This window comes from Bacillus mobilis, assembly GCF_001884045.1.
Taxonomy (GTDB): domain Bacteria; phylum Bacillota; class Bacilli; order Bacillales; family Bacillaceae_G; genus Bacillus_A; species Bacillus_A mobilis.
Genome location: NZ_MACF01000128.1, coordinates 52,940 through 74,800, shown reverse-complemented (window position 1 = coordinate 74,800; position 21,861 = coordinate 52,940). Strand labels below are relative to the sequence as shown.

General features: G+C 35.7%; 20 protein-coding genes. 12 read left to right on the top strand and 8 right to left on the bottom strand.

The genetic code is table 11. The annotated features are described in order from the left end of the window. Positions 1-1,083 (top strand): toxic anion resistance protein, encoded by a 1,083-nt coding sequence (locus BAQ44_RS24755; RefSeq protein ID WP_061676707.1) that lies wholly within the window; start codon positions 1-3, stop codon positions 1,081-1,083. A gap of 35 nt (positions 1,084-1,118) precedes the next feature. Here BAQ44_RS24755 and BAQ44_RS24750 read toward each other — a convergent pair whose 3' ends face one another. Further along, positions 1,119-3,785 (bottom strand): cation-translocating P-type ATPase, encoded by a 2,667-nt coding sequence (locus tag BAQ44_RS24750; RefSeq protein ID WP_071724398.1) that lies wholly within the window; start codon positions 3,783-3,785, stop codon positions 1,119-1,121. Positions 3,786-3,974: 189 nt separating this feature from the next. After that, positions 3,975-4,199, bottom strand: a complete 225-nt coding sequence (locus tag BAQ44_RS24745; protein WP_000366196.1) for a DUF1128 domain-containing protein — start codon at positions 4,197-4,199, stop codon at positions 3,975-3,977. A 174-nt stretch (positions 4,200-4,373) separates the two neighbouring features. Between BAQ44_RS24745 and BAQ44_RS24740 the strand changes: the two genes are divergently transcribed. The 3 genes from BAQ44_RS24740 to BAQ44_RS24730 are packed head-to-tail and all read left to right on the top strand — an operon-like array spanning position 4,374 to position 6,283. Continuing rightward, complete coding sequence (locus BAQ44_RS24740; RefSeq protein WP_000250910.1) at positions 4,374-4,838, top strand: low molecular weight protein-tyrosine-phosphatase; 465 nt, start codon at positions 4,374-4,376, stop codon at positions 4,836-4,838. Between the two features lie 53 nt (positions 4,839-4,891). Further along, positions 4,892-5,407 carry a DUF4075 domain-containing protein gene (locus BAQ44_RS24735; protein WP_061676709.1) on the top strand — a complete coding sequence of 172 codons (516 nt, stop codon included), beginning with the start codon at positions 4,892-4,894 and terminating at the stop codon, positions 5,405-5,407. Positions 5,408-5,413: 6 nt separating this feature from the next. Next, on the top strand, positions 5,414-6,283 hold the full coding sequence (locus BAQ44_RS24730) for a YihY/virulence factor BrkB family protein (RefSeq protein ID WP_071724396.1): 870 nt from the start codon (positions 5,414-5,416) through the stop codon (positions 6,281-6,283). A 189-nt stretch (positions 6,284-6,472) separates the two neighbouring features. Here BAQ44_RS24730 and BAQ44_RS24725 read toward each other — a convergent pair whose 3' ends face one another. Next, positions 6,473-8,395 (bottom strand): heavy metal translocating P-type ATPase, encoded by a 1,923-nt coding sequence (locus tag BAQ44_RS24725; protein WP_071724395.1) that lies wholly within the window; start codon positions 8,393-8,395, stop codon positions 6,473-6,475. A gap of 270 nt (positions 8,396-8,665) precedes the next feature. On the opposite strand from BAQ44_RS24725, the gene BAQ44_RS24720 reads away from it, so the two are divergent. From BAQ44_RS24720 to lepB, 3 genes are all read left to right on the top strand, one after another. Further along, entirely contained in the window at positions 8,666-9,616 is a 951-nt protein-coding gene (locus BAQ44_RS24720) for a DMT family transporter (RefSeq protein WP_071724394.1), read from the top strand. Positions 9,617-9,738: 122 nt separating this feature from the next. After that, positions 9,739-10,419, top strand: coding sequence for a lysoplasmalogenase (locus tag BAQ44_RS24715; protein ID WP_001051061.1), 681 nt, complete (start codon positions 9,739-9,741; stop codon positions 10,417-10,419). 252 nt (positions 10,420-10,671) lie between these two features. Next, entirely contained in the window at positions 10,672-11,208 is a 537-nt protein-coding gene (lepB, locus tag BAQ44_RS24710; RefSeq protein WP_071724393.1) for a signal peptidase I, read from the top strand. A gap of 42 nt (positions 11,209-11,250) precedes the next feature. Here lepB and BAQ44_RS24705 read toward each other — a convergent pair whose 3' ends face one another. Beyond that, positions 11,251-14,019, bottom strand: coding sequence for a tetratricopeptide repeat protein (locus BAQ44_RS24705; protein WP_071724392.1), 2,769 nt, complete (start codon positions 14,017-14,019; stop codon positions 11,251-11,253). 429 nt (positions 14,020-14,448) lie between these two features. Between BAQ44_RS24705 and BAQ44_RS24700 the strand changes: the two genes are divergently transcribed. Then, a complete protein-coding gene (locus tag BAQ44_RS24700) occupies positions 14,449-15,042 on the top strand; it encodes a DedA family protein (RefSeq protein ID WP_061676714.1) in 594 nt (197 codons plus the stop codon). 11 nt (positions 15,043-15,053) lie between these two features. On the opposite strand, the gene BAQ44_RS24695 is transcribed toward BAQ44_RS24700, so the two are convergent. From BAQ44_RS24695 to BAQ44_RS24685, 3 genes are all read right to left on the bottom strand, one after another. Continuing rightward, complete coding sequence (locus tag BAQ44_RS24695; RefSeq protein ID WP_000100307.1) at positions 15,054-15,482, bottom strand: EamA family transporter; 429 nt, start codon at positions 15,480-15,482, stop codon at positions 15,054-15,056. Positions 15,483-15,636: 154 nt separating this feature from the next. Next, the gene (locus BAQ44_RS24690; RefSeq protein ID WP_000817786.1) at positions 15,637-15,783 is read right to left on the bottom strand and encodes a BH0509 family protein; all 147 of its coding nucleotides are present in this window, start codon (positions 15,781-15,783) and stop codon (positions 15,637-15,639) included. Positions 15,784-15,937: 154 nt separating this feature from the next. Then, positions 15,938-16,354 carry a pyridoxamine 5'-phosphate oxidase family protein gene (locus BAQ44_RS24685; RefSeq protein WP_061676715.1) on the bottom strand — a complete coding sequence of 139 codons (417 nt, stop codon included), beginning with the start codon at positions 16,352-16,354 and terminating at the stop codon, positions 15,938-15,940. A gap of 176 nt (positions 16,355-16,530) precedes the next feature. Here BAQ44_RS24685 and cax point away from each other — a divergent pair, with 176 nt between their 5' ends. Further along, a complete protein-coding gene (gene cax / locus BAQ44_RS24680; protein ID WP_061676716.1) occupies positions 16,531-17,586 on the top strand; it encodes a calcium/proton exchanger in 1,056 nt (351 codons plus the stop codon). 81 nt (positions 17,587-17,667) lie between these two features. After that, on the top strand, positions 17,668-18,465 hold the full coding sequence (locus tag BAQ44_RS24675; RefSeq protein WP_061676717.1) for a YfkD famly protein: 798 nt from the start codon (positions 17,668-17,670) through the stop codon (positions 18,463-18,465). Between the two features lie 34 nt (positions 18,466-18,499). On the opposite strand, the gene yfkAB is transcribed toward BAQ44_RS24675, so the two are convergent. After that, entirely contained in the window at positions 18,500-19,627 is a 1,128-nt protein-coding gene (yfkAB, locus tag BAQ44_RS24670; protein WP_063263193.1) for a radical SAM/CxCxxxxC motif protein YfkAB, read from the bottom strand. Between the two features lie 213 nt (positions 19,628-19,840). On the opposite strand from yfkAB, the gene BAQ44_RS24665 reads away from it, so the two are divergent. Both BAQ44_RS24665 and fumA read left to right on the top strand, forming a co-directional pair. Further along, on the top strand, positions 19,841-20,023 hold the full coding sequence (locus tag BAQ44_RS24665) for an SE1561 family protein (protein WP_000513558.1): 183 nt from the start codon (positions 19,841-19,843) through the stop codon (positions 20,021-20,023). Between the two features lie 206 nt (positions 20,024-20,229). After that, positions 20,230-21,750: a class I fumarate hydratase gene (fumA, locus tag BAQ44_RS24660; RefSeq protein WP_084669636.1), complete on the top strand. Its 1,521-nt coding sequence runs from the start codon at positions 20,230-20,232 to the stop codon at positions 21,748-21,750. The last annotated feature ends 111 nt before the right edge of the window (positions 21,751-21,861 follow it).

The window sequence follows — 21,861 nt, the reverse complement described above, 5'->3', positions numbered from 1 at the left end:
ATGAATAACCCAGTCGTACTAGATTCGAAAACAGAATTAAATGAGCAAACAGCACAAGATGTTCGCTTGCAACTTAGACAAGATGCAGATGTGCAACGTATTTATAATGCGGTAGATATTAAGGATCAGTTAGAATTAATCGAGCTTGGAAAAGAACCATCTATGGAAATTTCACGTTTTGCTGATCAAATCTTACATACAATGTCTTTATCAAAAATAGAAGACTCTGGAGAATTATTAAAACAGCTTGGTAAAATTATGGACAGATTCGATAGCAAAGACTTTGCGGAAGAGAAAAGTGGTTTCTTCTCACGTATGTTCAAAAAAGCGGATAAAATGATTGAACAAATCTTTAGTAAGTACCAAACGATGGGCCGCGAAATGGATAAAGTATACGTAGAAATTACAAAGTATCAAGATGAAATGAAAAAATCTATTGGTACGTTAGACGGTTTATATGAGCAAAACTTAAAATATTATTTAGACTTAGAAAAATACGTAGTAGCAGGAGAAATGTTATTAGAGCGTTTAAATACAGAGCTAGTTCCAATGTATGAAGAGCGTGTACGTAACAATGACCAATTAGCAGGTATTGAATTAGAGTCGCTTAAAAACTCTGTTGAAATTTTAGAGCAGCGTATTGATGATTTAGAGAAAGCACGTATGGTTGCGTTACTTACAGCACCACAAATTCGTATGGTTCAACGTGGTAACAATAAATTAATTGGTAAAATCAATACAGCATTTATTACAACGATTCCTATCTTTAAAAATGGTATCATTCAGGCGGTAAATGCGAAGCGTCAAAAGCTTGTTGCAGATTCTATGGCTGAACTGGATCGCCGTACAAATGAATTACTTAAGAAAAATGCACAAAATATCGCAACGCAAAGTGTGGAAGTAGCGAGATTATCGGGTTCTTCTAGTATTAAGATGGAAACACTTGAGGAAACTTGGAACATTATTTCAAGAGGTATGCAAGAAACACAACAAATTGAAGAACAAAATAAACGTGAGCGAGAAGAAAGCCGCAAACGAATGGCTACATTAACAGAGAACATTAAAAAAGAATTACAAGGATAAATGAAAAGGCAATGAGGAGCAGTCCTCATTGCCTTTTAGTTTCTCTTCACTAATTTAATGATCTCATTCACAACAAGCGGGATGATACTTAATAAGAGAACAAATCCCCAATCTCGCATCGTTAATGCATGCACACCGAATATATTTGCAAGTGGTGGGATGGAGATGATACAAACTTGCATAAGAACCCCGATAAGAAGAGAGAAAACTAAATATTTATTTGTAAAGATCCCAATTGAAAAAATGGATTTCGTTCTTGAACGCAAGTTAAATGAATGAACGAGCTGAGAAAAACTAAGAACGACAAATGCCATCGTTTGAGCATGTAATAGAGCATCCTCATCAATTCGCTCTGGGAAAAGAGGGAATAAATTTGTATCTCCGGTATAGAATTTTGCTCCGGCGATAAAGGCTATTAGCGTTAAAAGTCCAATGACAACCCCATTGAAAATAAGAAAAGGAACGCTACCACTAAATAAACTTTCTTTCGCATGCCGTGGTTTTTCCTTCATCACATCTGGATCTTCAGGATCAACCCCAAGTGATAATGCAGGCAGTGTATCTGTAATTAAATTCACCCACAAAATGTGAATAGGGCGAAGTGGTGTTGCCCAGCCGAGTAAAATAGCTAAAAATAAAGCGATAATTTCTCCGAAGTTACAAGAGAGTAGGAAGAGGATTGATTTTTTTATGTTACGATAAATATTTCTACCTTCCTCAACAGCTTTCACGATAGATGAGAAATTATCATCTGTTAACACGACATCCGCTGCCCCTTTTGCAACGTCTGTTCCTGTAATGCCCATCGCTACGCCAACATCTGCTTGTTTTAAAGATGGTGCATCATTGACGCCATCACCAGTCATAGAAACGATATTGCCTTTTGCACGTAATGCTTTTACAATCTTTACCTTATGTTCTGGAGAGACCCTAGCGAATACATGTAAGTGATCAATTTTGCTTGCTAGTTCTTTATCTGAAATGTTATCTAATTCAGTTCCAATCATAATTTCAGATATTTCTGTAGCAATGCCAAGTTCTTTGGCGATTGCAAAAGCGGTATCTTTATGGTCACCAGTAATCATAACTGTGCGAATACCGGCTTTTTTACATTCTGTAATTGAATCTTTTACTTCAGTTCGAGGTGGATCAATCATACCGACAAGACCGATAAAGATGAGGTTTTCTTCAAGATGATTTATATCCACAGCATTTGAATTGTATTGTTTAAATGCGAATGAAAGTACTCTTAAAGCTTCTCGGGACATTGCCTTTGCAGCTTCTAATATTTGATTTTTATCAGCCTCTGTTAGAACCTCGATTTTACCGTTTTTAAATATGTGGGTACATCGAGGTAAGAGTTTATCAATAGCACCTTTCGTCATGCTATAGTAGCTTTTATCGTATGTATGCACGGTTGACATCATTTTACGATCTGAATCGAAAGGCAACTCGTTAACGCGCTCATGTATCTTTTCTAAATGATCTTTTTGCATATTAAAGGTGCTTCCAGCAACGAGAAGAGCAATTTCAGTCGGGTCTCCGGTTTGTGATTCGTTATTGTAAGACGCATCATTACATAGCACCATATTCTCTAACAATAGACGTTGCGCATCGTTATTTACATTTAAATTTTCTAATTGATCGTATAAGTTATCACTATAAAAGTGAGTAACGGTCATTTTATTTTGTGTTAACGTACCTGTTTTATCTGAACAAATAATTGTGACAGAACCGAGAGCTTCAACAGCTGGTAGTTTTCGAATGATAACGTTTTGTTTAATCATGCGCTGGACACCAATTGCAAGAACGATGGAAACGATAGCTGGCAAGCCTTCTGGAATAGCTGCAACGGCTAAACTAATAGCAGTCATAAACATTTCTAACGTATCCCGGCCTTGTAAAAAGCCGATGAAAAACATAACGATACAAATAGCTACAGCGACAAAGCCTAAATACTTGCCGACTTGTGCCAAGCTTTTTTGGAGTGGTGTCATATCATCGTCTGCTTCATGTAAAAGGGTAGCAATCTTGCCAATTTGTGAGTTCATGCCAGTTTCAACAGCAACACCGACGCCTCGTCCATATGTTACAAGAGTAGACATAAAGGCCATGTTTTTTTGATCGCCTAATGGTACTTGCTCATCACTTTGCATGGAAGGGTGGTAAATTGCATCTTTATCAACGGGGACGGATTCACCAGTTAGAGCAGATTCTTCAACTTTTAAATTTGCGGTTTCGATAAGTCGTAAATCGCATGGGATATATCGGCCAGCGTCGAGCATAACGATATCACCGGGAACGACGTGCTCAGATGGAATTTCTTTTAGTTCACCATTTCGCTTGACGATTGCTTTAGGTGTCGCCATCTTTTTCAATGCCTCTAAAGCTTGTTCTGCTTTTGATTCTTGGACGACACCAATAACAGCGTTTAAAACTACAACGAGCGCGATAATACTTGCATCAGCCCATTCACCTACAAAGGCTGAAATAAGAGCAGCAATAATAAGGACATATACGAGGACATCATTAATTTGGGCGAAAATCCGCTGCCATAACGTGCGTTTTTGTTTTATAGCTAATTCATTAGAGCCGTATTGCTTTAAACGTTCATTTACGATTTCATCTGTTAAACCGTGTTGTTCGTTTGTTTCTAGGTCGATTAATGTTTGATCTTTCGTCTTACTGTACCAATTGCTCATAAGTAAGCACCTCCAGTAAAAACAGTTAGCAATGGTAGTGTTGCTATTATTTGTGAGTAGTATGTATGAAGAAAAAATCTAAGGTGAGGTTCTACTTCTATTGTACAATATTTTACAGTTGGTTGAGGAAAAGAGAAGAGTTGTCATGAATTTGTTGGAAATAAAAAAGAGCCTCATAAGCGAGGCTTCTTACTTTTTAATTAATGTACCTAACTCCTCTGTAATAGCTTGCATTTCACTAATGCTGAATGTTTCACGTTTCATAACATGATCATAAATGTCACGTAAGTCTTCGTACATTTCTTCATTAAAGCTAGCAGCTCTCATTGCTCCAGCATTAACCATACGTAATTTTTCTTTAATAGCTTCGACCATATATTCAACGTTTTCTTCTGACTTTACGGATAAATCCACCGAAGTGTCCCCCTTTAAAATAACATAAGGCTATCTTAACATTTTTTATCATTTTCGTTAATGAATCTTTTCAATCCTATTAAATTAGTAGGGATTTCCTTTATAATTAATAATTGGTTGTTTATACTATAAGTATATATAAAGAAATGCACCAAGAAGGGAAGAAACAAAAATATGGTTCAAGTATTGTTTGTTTGTCTTGGGAACATTTGCCGTTCTCCGATGGCAGAAGCGATTTTTCGAGATCTTGTCGTAAAAGAGGGACTCGAAGAGAAAATTGTCATTGATTCTGCAGGAACTGGAGATTGGCATGTTGGCCATCCGCCACATAAAGGAACACAAAAAATTTTAAAAGAAAATGCAGTCACTTTTGAAGGAATTAAAGCAAGGCAAGTAGAAAAAGAAGACTTAACAAAGTTTGATTATATTATTGCCATGGACAACAAGAATATAGCAGATTTAAAAAGTTTAGGTAAAACTGGAGGCTATATTGGTAGACTGTCCGATTTTGTTCCAGACGGTGGCTGGACAGACGTTCCCGACCCTTACTATACAGGGAATTTCCAAGAAGTATATGACCTTGTAACAGAAGGGTGTGCAAAGCTATTAGCTTTCATTCGAAATGAACAAGGAATATGAGGAAGCTTAGAAAGAAATACTTTCTAACATAAGAAATGAAAGGGTGAAGGAATATGGCAAAGAAAAATAATATTGCTCGAAACATTGCGATTGGTGTAGCTGCAGGTGTAGCTGTATCTATGTTGAAGAAGGAAAACCGTGAAAAAGTAAAAAATACTGCGGAAAAAGCAAAAACAAAGATGATTGAAATCGGTGAAAATGCAAAAATCAAAGAAAAAGTGCAAACTGTTACAGATAAAGGACGCGAACTCGCTGACTTCAATGTAGTAAAAGCGAAAGTAGCAGAAATTAAAAAATTGACGCCGTCTGTTGTAGAGACGTTAAAAGAAACGAAAGAAATTTTTAGTAAGAAAAAGGTTGAGCCAGCAGAGAAGCCAGAAACAATTGAAATTCAAGCTGTATCTACAAAGGTAGATGAGCTGAAAGCAGAGGAAGAGCCAATAGTTGCTGAAGATGGCGGTATGAAGGAAGCGCGTGAATTATTTATGAAAGACTCAAATGTAGAGGAAAAAAAAACTGAAGCGTACATTGAGTTAAAGCAAGATAAAGAAGAGAAGAAAAGCGTTTAAACATATATGAGAAAAATTTTAGAAAAGGTGAGGAGACATCGTACTTATTCGTTTGGTAAAGATTTGTATAACCGAACGATGCGCGATGATGTAGCGGGCTTGGCAGCACAGCTCGCTTATTTCTTCTTGCTTGCGATTTTTCCTGGGCTTGTTTTCTTAATTACGCTTCTTGGATTCATTGACCTTCAAACAGAAAGTGTGCTCAACTTATTAGAACCGTACGTACCCGAAGATGCAATGTCTTTAATTGAAGTAAACGTTGATAAGGTTGTAAATGAGCAAAATGGTGGTTTATTATCATTTGGTTTATTATCGATGCTATGGTTTGCTTCAAACGGGGTAAATGCGGTTATGAATGCTTTTAACCGTGCGTATGATGTAACAGAAACACGTTCTTTTATTAAAACGAGAGCTTTATCAATTGTGTTTACGTTAGCAATCATTTTTATGATTGTGTTTGCGCTAATTGTTCCAGTGTTTGGACAAGTAATTGGTGCAGCGGTATTTAAAGCAATTGGTTTATCGGATAGTTTTTCTTACGTGTGGAGCATTACGCGGTTAGTAGCGAGTTTCTTCGTTTTATTTGCATTGTTTAGTTTTTTATATACATTTGCACCAGATCGAAAGTTAAAAAGAAGAGAAGTCATTTCAGGAGCAACATTTGCTACTGTAGGATGGATTGTGGTATCGTACTCATTTGCTTATTATGTAGATAAGTTTGCGAATTACGCCAATACATATGGTGGTCTCGGTGGTATTATTATTTTAATGTTATGGTTTTACTTAACTGGGTGGGTAATTTTACTCGGCGGCGAAATTAATGGTTTACTCCATCATTATAGAACGGGTGACAATAATTCCCGTAATGAAAAGTGAGCTCTTGTTCCATAATAAAAGGGAACAGGGGGGATATTTCATGAGTAATAATAAAAAGAACCACAACAATAAAAATAACAATAAACAAAAGAGCAGTTCGCATCCAAAGCATAAAACGAGTAGTAGTGCGAACGGGCATAATAGCTATCATTAGAAAAAAACGGGTCCTCTATGAGGGACCCGTTTTTATTAGTTTCCTTTTAATAATCGTAAGCCATTCAAAATGACAAGAATTGTACTTCCTTCATGTCCAATAACACCGAACGGAAGAGCTAAAAATTGCAAGAAGTTTGAACAAATCAGCATTGCAATTACAGCTAGTGAAAAGATTACGTTTTGCTTTACAATACGGTTCATTCGTTTTGATAAGCGGATTGCTTGGGAAAGTCGAGATAATTCGTTTTTCATCAGTACAACGTCTGCAGTTTCTAAAGCTACATCTGTTCCTTCACCCATTGCTACACCAATGCTAGCGGTAGCGAGTGCAGGGGCATCATTTATACCATCTCCGACCATTGCTACTGTCCCGTATTTTTCTTTTAGCTTCTTAATCGTTTCAACTTTTGTTTCGGGTAAGCATGATGCGTAATATTCTTTTATATTACTTTCAGAGGCAATTGCTTTTGCCGTTTCTTCATTATCACCAGTAATCATAATTGCTTCAACACCAATACTTTGTAATTCGCGAATAGCAGCTATTGTTTCTTGGCGAAGTGTATCTTTTAAAGCGATAAGTCCAAGGATACCATCCTCATCACGAATATAAACGACAGTTTTACCTTCTTTTTCAAGTGAGGCAGAAATGCCATTATGGAATGTCTTTGTTTCTTCACCGATAAAATCAGCTTTACCTATTTTATAAGCTTTGTTTTCGAATATTCCTTTTAGCCCAAAACCAGTTACATCTTCAACATTTTCTGGTTTTTGTAATGTAATGTCATGCGCATGTTGTGCATATTTAACAATAGATTCAGCTAAAGGGTGTGTAGAGTGACTTTCGATTGCTGCTGTAATAGAAAGTACTTCTTTTTCTGTCATATTTTCTCGAACATATACATCTGTTACGGTAGGTTTTCCTTGTGTTAATGTTCCTGTTTTATCAAAAGCGATTGCTTTTACTGAAGCGAGGCGTTCTAAATGTATGCCACCTTTAAAGAGAATACCATTTCTTGCTCCGTTAGAAATTGCAGATAACGTTGCTGGTGTAATGGCAGCAACGAGTGCACAAGGAGATGCGACTACAAGTAAGATCATAGCGCGATAAAACGTTTCATTCCAGCTCCAGTCCAGTAAGAAATGAGGAACGAACATCATAAGCGCAACAACGAGTAGTACACCTTTTACGTATGTTCCTTCAAACTTTTCGATGAATAGTTGTGATGGTGATTTTTCGCTTTGTGCACTTTGGACAAGACGGATAATCTTTTGGAATAATGTTTGATCGCTCGGCTTCGTAATTTTAACTTCGATAGCACCGCGTAAATTTACAGTACCGGCAAATACTTCATCACCGAATTTTTTCTCATTCGGAATAGGTTCCCCTGTAATAGTAGCTTCATCGATATTTGTTTCACCGTTATGAATCGTACCGTCAGCAGGAACACGCTCACCTGGCTTAATTAAAATAATGTCGTTAATTTGTAATCGTCCTACAGGAATACGTTCCTCGGTTCCATTAGAAATACGTAATGCTTCTTCAGGTTGTAAATCAAGAAGCGCTGAAATTTCTTTTTGACTTTTACTTAATGTATAAGATTCCATCGCACCGCTCAGTGCAAAGATAAAGATTAAAATCGCGCCTTCTGCCCAGTAGCCAATGATTGCAGCACCGATAGCAGCAAAGAGCATGAGCATTTCGACATTTAGCTCTTTCTCTTCAATGGTATCTTCAATACCTTCTTTCGCCTTTGCATATCCACCAACTATATAAGCAAGGATATAGCAAGTAATACCTACATTCATTGCATCGTTCTTTGTGAATAACCAACCAGCTAAAATGAAAATACCAGATGCGATTGCAAAGATAAGTTCATAATGTTTCTTTAATGTATCCCATAAAGAGGGATGAGAAATAGACTTTTGTACTTGTAATGTTTTTACTTCTGAGTTCATTACTACTCGCTCCTTCCAAATTCTTATTGAGAAAAAGAATCAAAATCGAAACCCCTATAAAACGACGAAAGCTGCCATCCATAATGGATAGCAGCATTTCTGTTGAATCTGATTTTAATAGTTATTATGTTGTAATTATTCTATAGTATAGCATATGTTTTCGTTAGATGATATGCTTTTGTTTGCGCATAAACTGAAAACTTGTGTTTTCACACTTCCTTTGGTATATATGAATATTGTTCATAAAAAGATCGGAAAGGAAGACAACAAGTGAAGACAGAGAAATTTTTTACCCATCCGATTGGCGTACTGATTGCTGCAATAGTAGCGACTTTTTTATGGGGGAGTGCATTCCCATTTATTAAATTAAGTTATGCTGAAATTGGAATTCAGCCACAAGAAGTTGGGGAGCAAATATTATTTGCTGGTTATCGTTTCTTTTTATCTGGAGTCATGCTCTTATTATTCTTTAAAGTGTTAGGAAAAGATATGAGCTTCAAAAAAGGAACGGGGAAGCAGTTAGTACAAATTGGTTTATTTCAAACATTTCTTCAATATATATGTTTTTATATTGGAATGAGTTATAGTTCTGGCATTGAAGGAGCTATCATTTCAGGAACATCATCATTCTTTCAAATTTTACTTGCTCACTTTTTATATAAAGATGACGCTCTCAATATGAGAAAAATAATTGGGGTCGCTATCGGCTTTTGTGGTGTCATTTTAGTAAATGTACCGAGTGATGGTAGTTTATCATTCCATTTCGGAATTGGTAGCTTATTACTTCTTAGTGCAGCAATGTTGTATTCATATGGAAACATATTGGCGAAAGAAGGTAGCAAAACATTAGATGTTGGCTATATGACAGCATACCAAATGATTTTTGGTTCTATCGGGTTATTATGTATAGGGGCTTTGCAAGTTGGAGTCATGCCATTTACATTTAGTGTACATGCAATACTTATGCTTCTCTACTTATCTTTCTTATCCGCAGCAGGTTTTTGTATTTGGAATACGATTATGAAGTACAACAAAGTTGGAAAAGTATCAATGTACATGTTCTTTATACCCGTATTTGGTGTGTTATTATCGAGCATGATCTTAGGAGAAGCAATTCATTCATTTGTATTATTTGGTTTAGCATGTGTAGCTGCGGGAATTATCGTGGTGAATCGTACGCCAGCTAAGCAGAAAATCGAGCAAGAAAAACAAGTAGCATAAATAACAGGAAAACGATTACAATGGAAGAACAGTACTGTTCTTCTTTTTTTTTATAGAAAAAGGATAATAGACTAGGTGTAACGAAAAAAGATACAAAAAGCATTTATTGAGGAGAACATGTTATGAATCTACTTTACATGGTGTTAATTGGGCAAATCATTCTTTTTTTAATTGGTGCAATGTACGCAATAGGACAGACAAAAAAGACAAGAAATAATATGCCGTTACCTTTAGCAGTGCGTCTTATTCTTAGTTTTTCTTTAACAGCAAGTGCAATTTGGATATGGTTACAAGATCCATCAGTGGAGTATAGTACGTGGGTTGCACTAGGTATGACGTTATCAACTGTAGGAGATTTATTTATGGCAGGTTTGATTCCAATTGGTCACAGGTTAATTGGAGGGATGATTACTTTCGCGCTTGCACATTGTTTTTATGTAAAAGCATTTTTGCAAACAGGCATCTCATGGAATGGTTTTTGGATTGGTTTACTCGTATACGGGCTCTTTCTCATTATAGGATGGTTCTTTTTTATACGAAATGATAAACAAGATAAATTGTTTACGATAGGAGCTCTAATTTACGGACTGTGGGTTGGAGGGATGGCTTGCTTTGCATTCGCCTTATACTATGAGAATACAGGCATATGGTGGATACCGGCTTTTGGTGGTTTACTATTTGTGATTTCTGATTTTATTATAGGTGTGACAGATATTGGAGGGCGCAAATTAAAGTATGAACCACTTTGGATTTGGTTTACATATGTAGCGGCTCAAATGTGTATTGTATATGTGGGAATATAAAAGATACTCTCAAAAATAGTAGATAGACTATTTTGAGAGTATCTTTTTTACTATTTTACTTCAGCCGATTTTTGAGATGGAATTTTATTGTCGACACATAGTGAGATAAATATAAATTATAGTATATAAAATAAGAAGTTTATGGGTTGTTATTCTAAGTTTATAATATTCTAATTTTATAATTCAGAATTTTGTGGAAATTAGATGATTGAAGTCCTTATAATAAAAGTAAAAAGATGATGAGATGGTGGAATGATGCAAAAGAAAAAACGTTGGCGTGAATTCTTTGGAACAATTGCAATTGCATGTTTGTTGGTGTTTTTGGCGAAAATTTTCGTGTTTTTTCCTACGACTGTAAAAGGAGCGTCCATGAAGCCAACGTTACAAGATGGGGATAAGGTGATTGTAAATAAGTTGGCAAAGCAATTTGAAAGCTATGGGAGAGAAGATATTATTGTTGTGAAGACGGATAATTTTTATGTGAAAAGGGTTATTGGTTTGCCTGGCGATGTCATTGAGGTGAGAAATGATCAATTATATGTGAATCATGAAGTGATAGAGGAAGCGTATTTGTATAGTAATAGAAAGCAAGCTGAAAAAAAACTTATGAATTTAACAGAGGACTTTGGACCGATTACAGTTCCTAAAAATAAGATTTTTGTTATGGGAGATAACCGTTTAATAAGTAGAGATAGTAGAAATGGTTTAGGACTTATTGATAGAGAAGATGTATTAGGAGAATTAGCGGCAATTTATTATCCATTTGAACATATGAAAATAATGAATTAAAGTAAAAAACCAAGCAAACTGAAATTTGCTTGGTTTTTTATGTTAAATCGTAGGAGACTCATTAAATTCATAGACGTCTTCATTGTTTTTGTTTGTACTTAAAACGAATTTGTGCTGCAATAGTTGCAGTTTAAAGAATGCTAACGGATCGTGATAAGTTTCTGGGTTGCTTCTTAACGTTGCTAGTGTTTGCTCGTCTTCCTGTATTTCAAGTTGAGCGGATTCTACATTTTGTTTCAGTATGCTAAGTGGATCTTTAAAGAACATCATGATATCTCGTTCTAATGCGCCTTCAAATACTTCAAATTGAAGGAAGAATTGTTTTGAGATTGTTTGAGCAATTTCCGTATAATCTTCCGTTTCAATGTATTGTTTATATTTGTTTGCGAGCATAGATTGATTTTTTTGCATGTTACCAAATAGTTTTCCCGCACTCTTTAAGAAAAATTGTGTTGGTGTAAAGCGTAATAAAATATTGATGTTCGATACTGTAATTCGATTTGTCATACGTACAACATCCCGGTGCCAGTCATCTAGTAATTTGAAATCGCAAGGAAGTTTCATGCGTTCTTCTTTATATAATTTATTAAACGTTTCACTCATTTCATCTAAATAAGATTGAGCTTGAATAAATTCATTATGCGCTGTTTCAATCCACTCTTGAATAAATCCAGTAAATTTAGGAAGAAGCACTTGCTGTACATGTTTTTGAATGCGTTCGTTCATTGCAGCATTTAATTCTTCATGAACTAATTTGAAGTCACTATCTTCTTGAACAAGGTCAGAACAGCTCTGTAATAATTCAGGAATTTGAGAATGGATATCTCGTGTGATTTCTTCTTTCGTTAAAAGATAAGATTCTGTAATAGAACGAATTTTATCTTTTTCAAGAGCAGTAAGATTGTTAATAAATCCGTTTAGTTTTACTGAGATATGTTTATTCCAGCGTACGGATTTCACTAATGTATTTTCTAATTCCACACGTTCATTTACAAGGTATGCGATTGTTTTTTGAGTGAACCATATTAGTTTTTTTATACGTTCTTGTTCTATGTCGCGTTCTGCTAGATTAGAAAGAATAGACTCGGTCACGTCTCCAAGTTGCTGGCTACTCTCTTGTGAAGGAGAGTATGGGAAGAACTTTGCATTTGGGAAATGGACTTTAATCTTACTCATTAGTTTTTCATTATTGGCCGCATTATTTGTGTGTAATACGAAATGAATTTGTAAGTTTGGCACTTGTTCACGTAAATAAAGTAATGTATCAAGCTCTTCACCATGCAATGGTGAAGCGGAATTTAATACGTAAATAAGGCTATCTGTTGCTTGTAAGTATTCAAAGTATGAGCTATTTTTATCCACTTGCCCTTGAACAGATGGCGTAACAAGAAATGCAAATTTATTCTTCCTTAAAAATCTACTTGGTAACTTAATTTCTATACACTTCTTCTCAAGTTCTGACTCAGAATCGGAAGGTGTAGCCATTATTTGATGGAATTCATCAAAGTTCGGTATATTGTGTACATCTAACGCAGTGAATTCTGTTATTTCAGTTTGGCTATCATCTTTAAATAGAATAGGAGTTGTTACAGTCTCAGTTAAGATGTTCTCTCCTAATATTGAATTGATGAATGATGACTTATCATGGTCACTAGTTCCCGCTATTAGTAATTGAGTAACATTTAAATCACATAGTTCATGAACGAGTAACGTAAATTGGTGACTTAAATCCACATCATTTTTTTCAGCCCATACAGCAATTGTTTCGAATAAATGAGAAACGGTTTCCATATTTACATTTGTTTCAGCTGTTGAATTAGAGAGTAGGGATCCCGCACTTTTTACGAGCAATGACTCTAAAGTTGTAGGTGAAACTTCATTCCATGCTAACACTGCAGCAGAGACAACTAGGGCATCTTTTGCTTTCGTTAAACTAAACCAATTTGTTAATAAATCTGGTACAAGTCCCTGCATTTCATGCATGAAATGTTCACCAGTAATTAATTCAAAGTACGTATCTTGGTAGCGTTCAATAATTTCATGCCAATCGTCATTGTTGTCTGTTTCGATATGTAAGAATAAATGATTTATTGTTTGAATCCAAGGTAGATGCAAGTTTTCATTTTGATAGCTGTTCCAAAGAGCAATAACAAGTTCTTTAAATTGGACTTGATCAATTGTATATAAAGCTTTTAAAGATTCATAGAAATATTCTGGTTTGATTTGTTTCGTAAATCCTTGATTCACATAATTGATTAAAGTATCGAACCAGTGTAATGATTGTGTTCGAATTCCTTCTTGAACGGCAAGTTCGATAGCGTTATTCCAATCTTCTTGTTTTTCATAGAATGAGCGAGCAATTGCAGTAATATTTGGATAGTCAGGTTGAAATGCAACAGCCTCACTAATCGTCTTAAATGCTAGACCTAAACGATCTTGTTCGATGTAAAGAGAAAGAAGTTGTAAGGAAACTTCCATTGTAAGAGTTGTATCTTCTGTTTGGATAGATTGATACATTTCTTCTGCTTTTGGCAAGAATCCTAGTTCGAAATAAGAATCTGCAATATTTTTGGTTGCCCAAAGTGCAAGTTCGTTATTTACTTTCTCCCATTTAAATATTGCTGCTTCAAAGTCTTTATTTTGGTAATAAAATTCACCTTGAGCAAAGCGAATATTAGAAATGTTGGAGAATTCGTTTGTAGATTCATTTATATATGCTTCACCGAGTACTTCCGATACTGGAGTAGAAGTTTCTTCTGTTAAAAATGTTTTATAGTAAACCTTTTGGATAAATTGATTTTCAATGGTCATGTTCGTTCCCCCTGTATAATTTAGAAAAATGATGTTGTATGTAAAGGGTGCATGTTCTTTTTATAGGTAGAAGTTGCATTATATCGACCAAACTACGTTTTTGCTAGATATATCATTTTTCCTGAGAGTTAAACCGTTGCGAAAAGTAACTTTCTTTTATTGTAACAAAAAAACAAGCATATGAATTTTTATTTTTTAATCACGCTATTTATGGATTATAAGACTAGCACTTCAAAAAGCGGTGAATACAAGGGAAGTAGGCGGGAGGAGGGCGCACGATTAATGGTTCATTTTCTTCTTGCTAACGGGACGGATAGAAGTAGAGTTCATTATAAAAACAATGTATAGTGAATATGTATACCATGTTTGTCTGAAAGGTAGAAAGGGCACAATGTGGAATAACGATCGTGCATAGGATGTGTCTTCCGAATGGAACAACATATTGGCGAGTTAATCGCGCATTATGGGTATTTTGGAATTATTATAGCGTTGGCAGGTGGGATAGTCGGATTACCGATACCAGACGAGTTTTTATTGACCTTTGTTGGTTATAACGTTTCAAAAGGAGTTATGTCAGGGACGGCTGCTTTTTTAAGCGGGATGGCTGGTGCGATGTTAGGTATTACATTAAGCTACATATTAGGTTTAAAACTGGGACTTCCTGTTTTAAAAAAATATGGGCCGAAAATTAGAATTAAAGAACATCACATTGAAAAAACACACATTTTATTTGAAAAATATGGACCATTTCTTTTAATGATTGGTTACTTTATCCCGGGAGTACGTCATTTAACAGCATATTTTGCTGGGGTGTCGAATTTAACACTTTGGCGTTTTTGTTTGTACGCTTACGGTGGTGCACTTATTTGGATAAGTGTTTTTATTGGGCTTGGCTGGAAGTTAGGAGAGAAGTGGCGTTTCGTTGAGTATAGTTTACATCATTATGGAATATGGATTTTATTCATTTCAGTAGTTGTTACAGGCGCTGTGTGGTTTTACATAAAGAAAAAGAAAAACCGCTAATAGCGGTTTTTTTAGCTGAAAGCAATAAATAGTACACCAGCTGTAATAAAGACTACACCAACGCCAGTCATAAAGTTTAACTTTTCACCGAGTATAATCATAGCGAGGATGATAGAAAATACGACGCTTAATTTATCGACAGGAGCCACTTGTGAAACTTTCCCTGTTTTGAGGGCAAGAAAATAAAATAGCCATGACGAAGCACCTGCAACCCCACTTAATGTGATAAAGAGCAGTGCTTTTTTATTTAGCAGTACGTCGCCAATATTTTGAAATTTACCTTGTATAATAATAACACCCACCATAAATAATGCCATAATAATAGAACGAACCGTTGTTGCAACATTGGCATCGATTCCATCTAAACCAATCTTTCCGAAAATAGATACAAGGGCAGCAGCAATTGCTGATAATAGTGCGAATAATAGCCATGAACTCATAGTAAAATTCCTCCAATCTTACATTATTATACATGAAAATCATTCTCATGTATAAAGTGGAACTTTAATCAGTGGGATTTTACTGCCTCGCGAATAGCTGGATAGATAACGAAATAATCCCACCTTATATTTTTAATAAGGTGGGATTATTATACTACTCTGCAATTTCTTCATATAAAAAGTACGTTACATTATAAATATGTTCTACTTCATCGTCTGTCATAAACAATAATTCGTCACGCTCAATCCCTTTTTTCTTTTCAATAAACTCAATCATGTTTTTGCGTTCTTCTCTTTTCATCAATTTTATTTCTCCTCTCAATCTGTTTTAATACAGTTTATTTAAGTTACTGCTATTATATAACAGAATCTTTAGAAAGTTCCACCTATTTTATTGTTTTTTTCAGAAGAACTTTTCGACAAAACAAGCCCACCTAAAGGGGGCTTGTTTTATTTCATAGTCGTAAAAACTCGGGCTCCGTCGTACCAGCACCATCGATGTAATAAATTGTGTCAGGATTGATTTTAATTAGTACATAATTAGGGTCTTCAGGACCGAGTAACCAGCGTTTTAAGCTATTATTCCAAAACTTGTTTTTTAATGTGGAGTCTTCCTCGATGGAGGCTAAGCCCTCAACTTCAATATAATCTTCATCTAATTTTTTTCCTTCACGCCCAAGTAGTACATATACATTTGGGTTTTTTTCGATATCTGTTATCTTTTTTGATTTTCGATCTGTTGCAACATATAGTACAAAATCTTCATGGAAAAACATCATAAAGGCGCTGTGAGGTTTATTTTCACGTACAGTAGATAATACACCAGTTCGTTGACCGCAAATAATTGTTTCAATTTTTTCTTTTAAATGCATGCTTTTAGCCTCTTTTCATACTTTGTAATTTTCTTCGTCTAAATAAAAATGAAGTATCTTTCATACTCTTTTCATCAACATGATTTTTTAAACGTAATTGTGATGAAATCGGACAAGTTAGGAGAAGAATAATAATAATATCGAGGAGAAATACATACGATGGAAGGATGAAAAGCATGTTTAACAAAATATTTCTTATCGTAGCGCTTATAGGTGTACCACTTTCTGTACTTGGGAAAACACTTCATTGGCCTCAAACAATTATGTTCGCTGTGTATTGTATTACGATTATCGCATTAGCTGGTTTTATGGGAAGAGCGACAGAAAGTTTGGCAATTGTATCTGGCCCTAGAATAGGTGGATTATTAAATGCAACTTTCGGTAATGCAGTCGAACTTATCATTTCAATTTTTGCACTTCAGGCAGGGTTAATTGAGGTTGTGTTAGCCTCCTTAACGGGTTCTGTACTTGGAAATTTATTATTAGTAGGAGGGCTATCCTTCTTTGTAGGGGGGCTTAAATACAAAAGACAAAGTTTTAATGTGTATGATGCAAGGCATAATTCAGCTTTATTAATATTTGCTGTTGTAGTAGCTTTTGTTATTCCAGAGATTTTTTCAATGAAAATGGACGCTGGAAAGACGTATCAATTAAGTATCGGTGTTTCTATCATTATGATTATTATGTACCTTGCTGCGCTGTTATTTAAGCTCGTTACGCATCGTGGTGTATATCAACATAAAACGGATGAAGTAGCTCATGAGGAAGAACCAGAGTGGTCGAAAGGTAAAGCGCTACTCGTTTTAGCAATAGCGACAATTGCGGTAGCTTATGTGTCAGAGGCGCTTGTGCATACATTTGAGACAGTTGCAAAATCATTTGGTTGGTCAGAATTATTTATAGGGGTTATTATCGTTGCGATTGTTGGGAATGCAGCGGAACATGCATCTGCAATTATTATGGCGTATAAAAATAAAGTGAATATTGCAGTTGAGATTGCAATAGGTTCTACGTTACAAATTGCCATGTTTGTTGCTCCTGTATTAGTACTGCTTTCTATGTTCTTCACGCAAAGGATGCCTTTAGTATTTACAATACCAGAACTTGTTTCTATGATTACAGCTGTTTTCTTAACGATTGCAATTTCAAATGATGGAGATACAAACTGGTTTGAAGGCGGTACTTTACTAGCAGCGTATGTCATTATGGGAATTGGTTTTTATTTATTATGAAAAATAGGCATAACAATTGTATTGAGAGAAAACAATAAACAAAGTAGTATATATACCTTTACGTAGGAAGGAGCCAGACAGGTGAAACGAGTATACAGCATATGTCTTTCAACTATGGTCTCGTTTATTCTATTATTTCCTAACATGAGTTTTGCAAAGACAACGGTAGAAACAAAAATGCCTTCATCTGTTTTAAATATTTCCAAAGACAATACGTTTCCAAATGATGCGCAAGATTTGCCGCGCTTACAGCCGAGTAAGTTTGCTCAAGAACTATTGAAAACAGCAAATATTAAAATTGAAAATCCGGACTTAATTCGAATGTTTAATGAAACGACAATATCGAATGCGCCGCTTGCGGTAGGGTACCGAGCGAAGATTTATTTAGGTCAATGGGCTTTGAATTATGAATCGGTTGATACATCGATTAATTGGGAATATAAACAAGTAAATCGCAATGTGTACGATAATCGCGGAGGAGATCGCTTATATCCACTACGCTATAAACAAGAAACGCAAAAGACGGTTGAAGGCGATTTAACAGCAGATATGAAAGATACTGCGGATGTGAAAAAAATGATGCTCCTCAAAGCGCTTGAAAAAGTACAATTGCCACTTTCATTTAAAACCACCATTGGGTATGGTACAGGGCATGAGCGCGTGTATAATATTAGTCCGAGTCAACTTGGATATTTATACGCTTATACACCAGCAGTAAATGAAAAAGGAAAAGTAACGTTTGGAGAAGTGTATCTTGTGTTAAAAGGAAATCAAAAAAGGCTTGTTGTAAAAAACATTACCTCACAAGGAATCGGAGCTGCTATTCCAATTCATGATCATTTGTATTTTAAATTCATTTCTTCTTCTCATTCACAATAATATGAAAAAACGTCAGCTTATAAGCTGACGTTTTTTATAATGTAATATTTGCTGTTTTTGATAAGAAATCTTCTGTCGGATAGTAGCTGTTTTTTACAAGAACATTCGGCCCTAGGCATTTCACTGCAGGACAGTGACAGCTTAATGATTTTGCAGTTTTTGAGGCACTCCATTTGTCATATGCTTCTTGTAGTGTGTTTGTTTGTACGTTACCTAGAAGGGGAACGTCACCGAAATCAGTTACAATAATATTTCCATCGAAAATGTTGACGTTTAAACGAGAACGGCCATCTGGATCGTTACGAACTGTTACATTTTTGCTTTCTTGTAATTTCTTAAATGTGGCGATGTCTCGCTCGTCATCACTACAAGCATAGAAAGGTAAAGTTCCAAATAACATCCATACATTTTCATCGCGAATTTCTAGTAAATGCTCAATTGCATCACGAATTTCAGCTTTTGTTAAAATCTCTAAATTACTCGCGAAGTCACTTGGATACATCGGGTGAACTTCATGACGTTTACATCCCATTTCGTCAACGATTTGACGATGAATATGCTCCATGTGTGGTAGAGTTCGTTTATTCAGCATTGTTTCGGCTGATACGAGTACACCTGCATCTGATAGAGCTTTACTATTTGTAATCATTCGTTCAAATAATTTTGCACGTTGTTCATACGTAGGTTTACGCTCCATCATTGCAAATCCACCTTCAACGAAGTCATCAATTGTTCCCCAGTTATGAGATATATGCAATACGTCTAAATAAGGAATAATTTGTTCGTAACGTGCTAAATCTATAGTTAAGTTTGAGTTGATTTGAGTGCGAACGCCTCGTTCATGGGCGTATTTTAAGAGTGGTGTTACATAGTTGTCGACGGATTTTTTTGAAAGCATAGGTTCTCCGCCAGTAATACTTAAAGAACGTAAATGAGGAATCTCATCTAATCGTTTTAATAAAAGATCCATCGGAAGCGGATTCGGGTCTTTCGGCTGTAACGTGTAACCAACAGCGCAATGCTCACAGCGCATATTGCATAACGTCGTCGTTGTAAACTCAACATTTGTTAATAGTAGTTTGCCGTACTCTTCAAGGTCCATATACGCTTCCCATGGATCGTAAGAAGGAGTAATCGGCTTCATTTTTTGTGATATCGTCATATGAAATACTCCTTTGACTATTGAAATAACAATTTGTCCATTCTCTATAATAGAAGAATATGTGCTTTTTATAAAGTGAAACTTTTTTGTAAAAAAAGAGATAGGGCTTACATTTGAATGAATTACTGTGACAAAATTGATGAAATTTCATGCCCATAGCAATCATTTTTGCGGTATAATAAAAGCAACTCGAATTAAAAGGAGAGTGCCTTCATGGGAAAAGCAATTCAAGATAAAGATACACAATTAGTATATTTAAAAGAACGTTTAAATATGTTCATTGAAGTAATTGATACAATTGAACCTGAAGAAGTAGAATTAGAAGATGTGGATCGTCTTCTTGCGATGTTAGATGAATTAGAATTAAAATGTGAGCAATTTAAAAAAGACGAATAATATATTAAAAAGGCTGCCAATTCCAATTTGGTAGCCTTTTTCTGTGCGGATAATAGAAGGACGATAGAAAAAGAGGTATAATCAAGTTGTGAAAAATTTCATTTATGCTTGAATAACGTGGAACAAATAAAAAGCTGAAGAGCATAACAATGGGATTTTCATCTCATAACGTTTTGGTAGCGTTCACAATTGAGGGGGAAGTAACAATGGAAAAGCTTCAAGAAAGCATGTATCAACTAATTGTTGAAACGTCAACGAACTTACCGAAAGATGTTCGTCGTGCGATTCAACAAGCAAAAGAACGAGAAAATGCAGGGACTCGTTCTGCGATGGCACTTGGCACAATTACGAATAATATTAAAATGGCTGATGATAACATCTCACCAATTTGCCAAGATACAGGGATGCCAACGTTTAAAATTTATACACCAGTTGGTGTGAATCAACTAAAGTTGAAGGAAGCTATCTATCATGCGCTTGAGCGGGCGACAAAAGATGGTAAACTTCGTCCCAATTCTGTTGATTCTCTTTTTGGAGACAATAGTGGAAATAATTTAGGACCAGGTACACCGGTTATTAAGTTTGAACAATGGGAAAAAGATTATATTGATGCACGTTTAATTCTAAAGGGTGGCGGCTGTGAGAATAAAAATATTCAGTATAGCTTACCATGTGAATTAGAAGGACTTGGACGAGCTGGCCGTGATTTAGAAGGGATTCGTAAATGCCTTCTTCATGCAGTATATCAAGCACAAGGTCAAGGATGTAGTGCAGGTGTAATTGGTGTTGGTATCGGGGGAGACCGCACATCAGGTTACGAATTAGCAAAAAATCAATTATTCCGTACATTAGATGATGTCAATCCAGTACCAGAGTTACAAAAACTTGAAGAGTACGTATTAGAAAATGCGAATAAGCTGGGCATTGGTACGATGGGATTTGGCGGAGAAACAACTTTACTTGGCTGTAAAATTGGCGTGTATAACCGTCTGCCAGCTAGCTTCTACGTATCTGTTGCATATAATTGCTGGGCATATCGTCGCCTTGGCGTAACAATCCATCCTGAAACAGGTGAAATTATGGATTGGCTATACCAAGAAGGTGACGATACACTTCAGCAAGAAGCACAAGAAAAAACAGAGCAACGTGAGATTGTATTACAAGCTCCAATTACAGAAGAGCAAATTCGTGAACTTCGCGTTGGTGATGTTGTAACAATTAATGGCATGATGTATACAGGTCGTGACGCAATCCATAAGCATTTAATGGATAACGATTGTCCGGTAGATTTAAATGGACAAATTATTTATCACTGTGGTCCAGTTGTCGTGAAAGATGAAAATGAAAACTGGCAAATTAAAGCGGCAGGTCCAACGACAAGTATTCGTGAAGAACCGTACCAAGGCGATATTATGAAGAAATTCGGTATTCGCGCTGTCATTGGAAAAGGCGGTATGGGTGCGAAAACATTAGCGGCTTTAGAAGAGCACGGCGGTGTATATTTAAATGCAATTGGCGGTGCAGCACAATATTATGCTGAATGTATTAAAGAAGTAAAAGATGTTGATTTCTTACAATTTGGTATTCCAGAGGCAATGTGGCATTTACGTATCGAAGGATTTAAAGCAGTTGTAACGATGGATTCTCATGGTAATAGCTTACATGCAGATGTTGATAAAACATCACTTGAAAAATTAGCTAGCTTTAAAGAGCCAGTATTTAAGTAAACAAAAATGCATCTCGAATTATTCGAGATGCATTTTTTTGGTATATATAGAAAAACATGCTCAGCATGAAAAAATGCGTAGCAACAGAAACTACAAGTACGATTATATATG

Excerpts from the sequence above, each read along its gene's own strand:
- BAQ44_RS24755 (WP_061676707.1), top strand. The coding sequence starts at position 1 with ATGAATAACCCAGTCGTACTAGATTCGAAAACAGAATTAAATGAGCAA.
- BAQ44_RS24750 (WP_071724398.1), bottom strand. The coding sequence starts at position 3,785 with ATGAGCAATTGGTACAGTAAGACGAAAGATCAAACATTAATCGACCTA.
- BAQ44_RS24740 (WP_000250910.1), top strand. The coding sequence starts at position 4,374 with ATGGTTCAAGTATTGTTTGTTTGTCTTGGGAACATTTGCCGTTCTCCG.
- BAQ44_RS24735 (WP_061676709.1), top strand. The coding sequence starts at position 4,892 with ATGGCAAAGAAAAATAATATTGCTCGAAACATTGCGATTGGTGTAGCT.
- BAQ44_RS24730 (WP_071724396.1), top strand. The coding sequence starts at position 5,414 with ATGAGAAAAATTTTAGAAAAGGTGAGGAGACATCGTACTTATTCGTTT.
- BAQ44_RS24725 (WP_071724395.1), bottom strand. The coding sequence starts at position 8,395 with ATGAACTCAGAAGTAAAAACATTACAAGTACAAAAGTCTATTTCTCAT.
- BAQ44_RS24715 (WP_001051061.1), top strand. The coding sequence starts at position 9,739 with ATGAATCTACTTTACATGGTGTTAATTGGGCAAATCATTCTTTTTTTA.
- lepB (WP_071724393.1), top strand. The coding sequence starts at position 10,672 with ATGATGCAAAAGAAAAAACGTTGGCGTGAATTCTTTGGAACAATTGCA.
- BAQ44_RS24705 (WP_071724392.1), bottom strand. The coding sequence starts at position 14,019 with ATGACCATTGAAAATCAATTTATCCAAAAGGTTTACTATAAAACATTT.
- BAQ44_RS24700 (WP_061676714.1), top strand. The coding sequence starts at position 14,449 with ATGGAACAACATATTGGCGAGTTAATCGCGCATTATGGGTATTTTGGA.
- BAQ44_RS24695 (WP_000100307.1), bottom strand. The coding sequence starts at position 15,482 with ATGAGTTCATGGCTATTATTCGCACTATTATCAGCAATTGCTGCTGCC.
- BAQ44_RS24690 (WP_000817786.1), bottom strand. The coding sequence starts at position 15,783 with ATGAAAAGAGAAGAACGCAAAAACATGATTGAGTTTATTGAAAAGAAA.
- BAQ44_RS24685 (WP_061676715.1), bottom strand. The coding sequence starts at position 16,354 with ATGCATTTAAAAGAAAAAATTGAAACAATTATTTGCGGTCAACGAACT.
- cax (WP_061676716.1), top strand. The coding sequence starts at position 16,531 with ATGTTTAACAAAATATTTCTTATCGTAGCGCTTATAGGTGTACCACTT.
- yfkAB (WP_063263193.1), bottom strand. The coding sequence starts at position 19,627 with ATGACGATATCACAAAAAATGAAGCCGATTACTCCTTCTTACGATCCA.
- BAQ44_RS24665 (WP_000513558.1), top strand. The coding sequence starts at position 19,841 with ATGGGAAAAGCAATTCAAGATAAAGATACACAATTAGTATATTTAAAA.
- fumA (WP_084669636.1), top strand. The coding sequence starts at position 20,230 with ATGGAAAAGCTTCAAGAAAGCATGTATCAACTAATTGTTGAAACGTCA.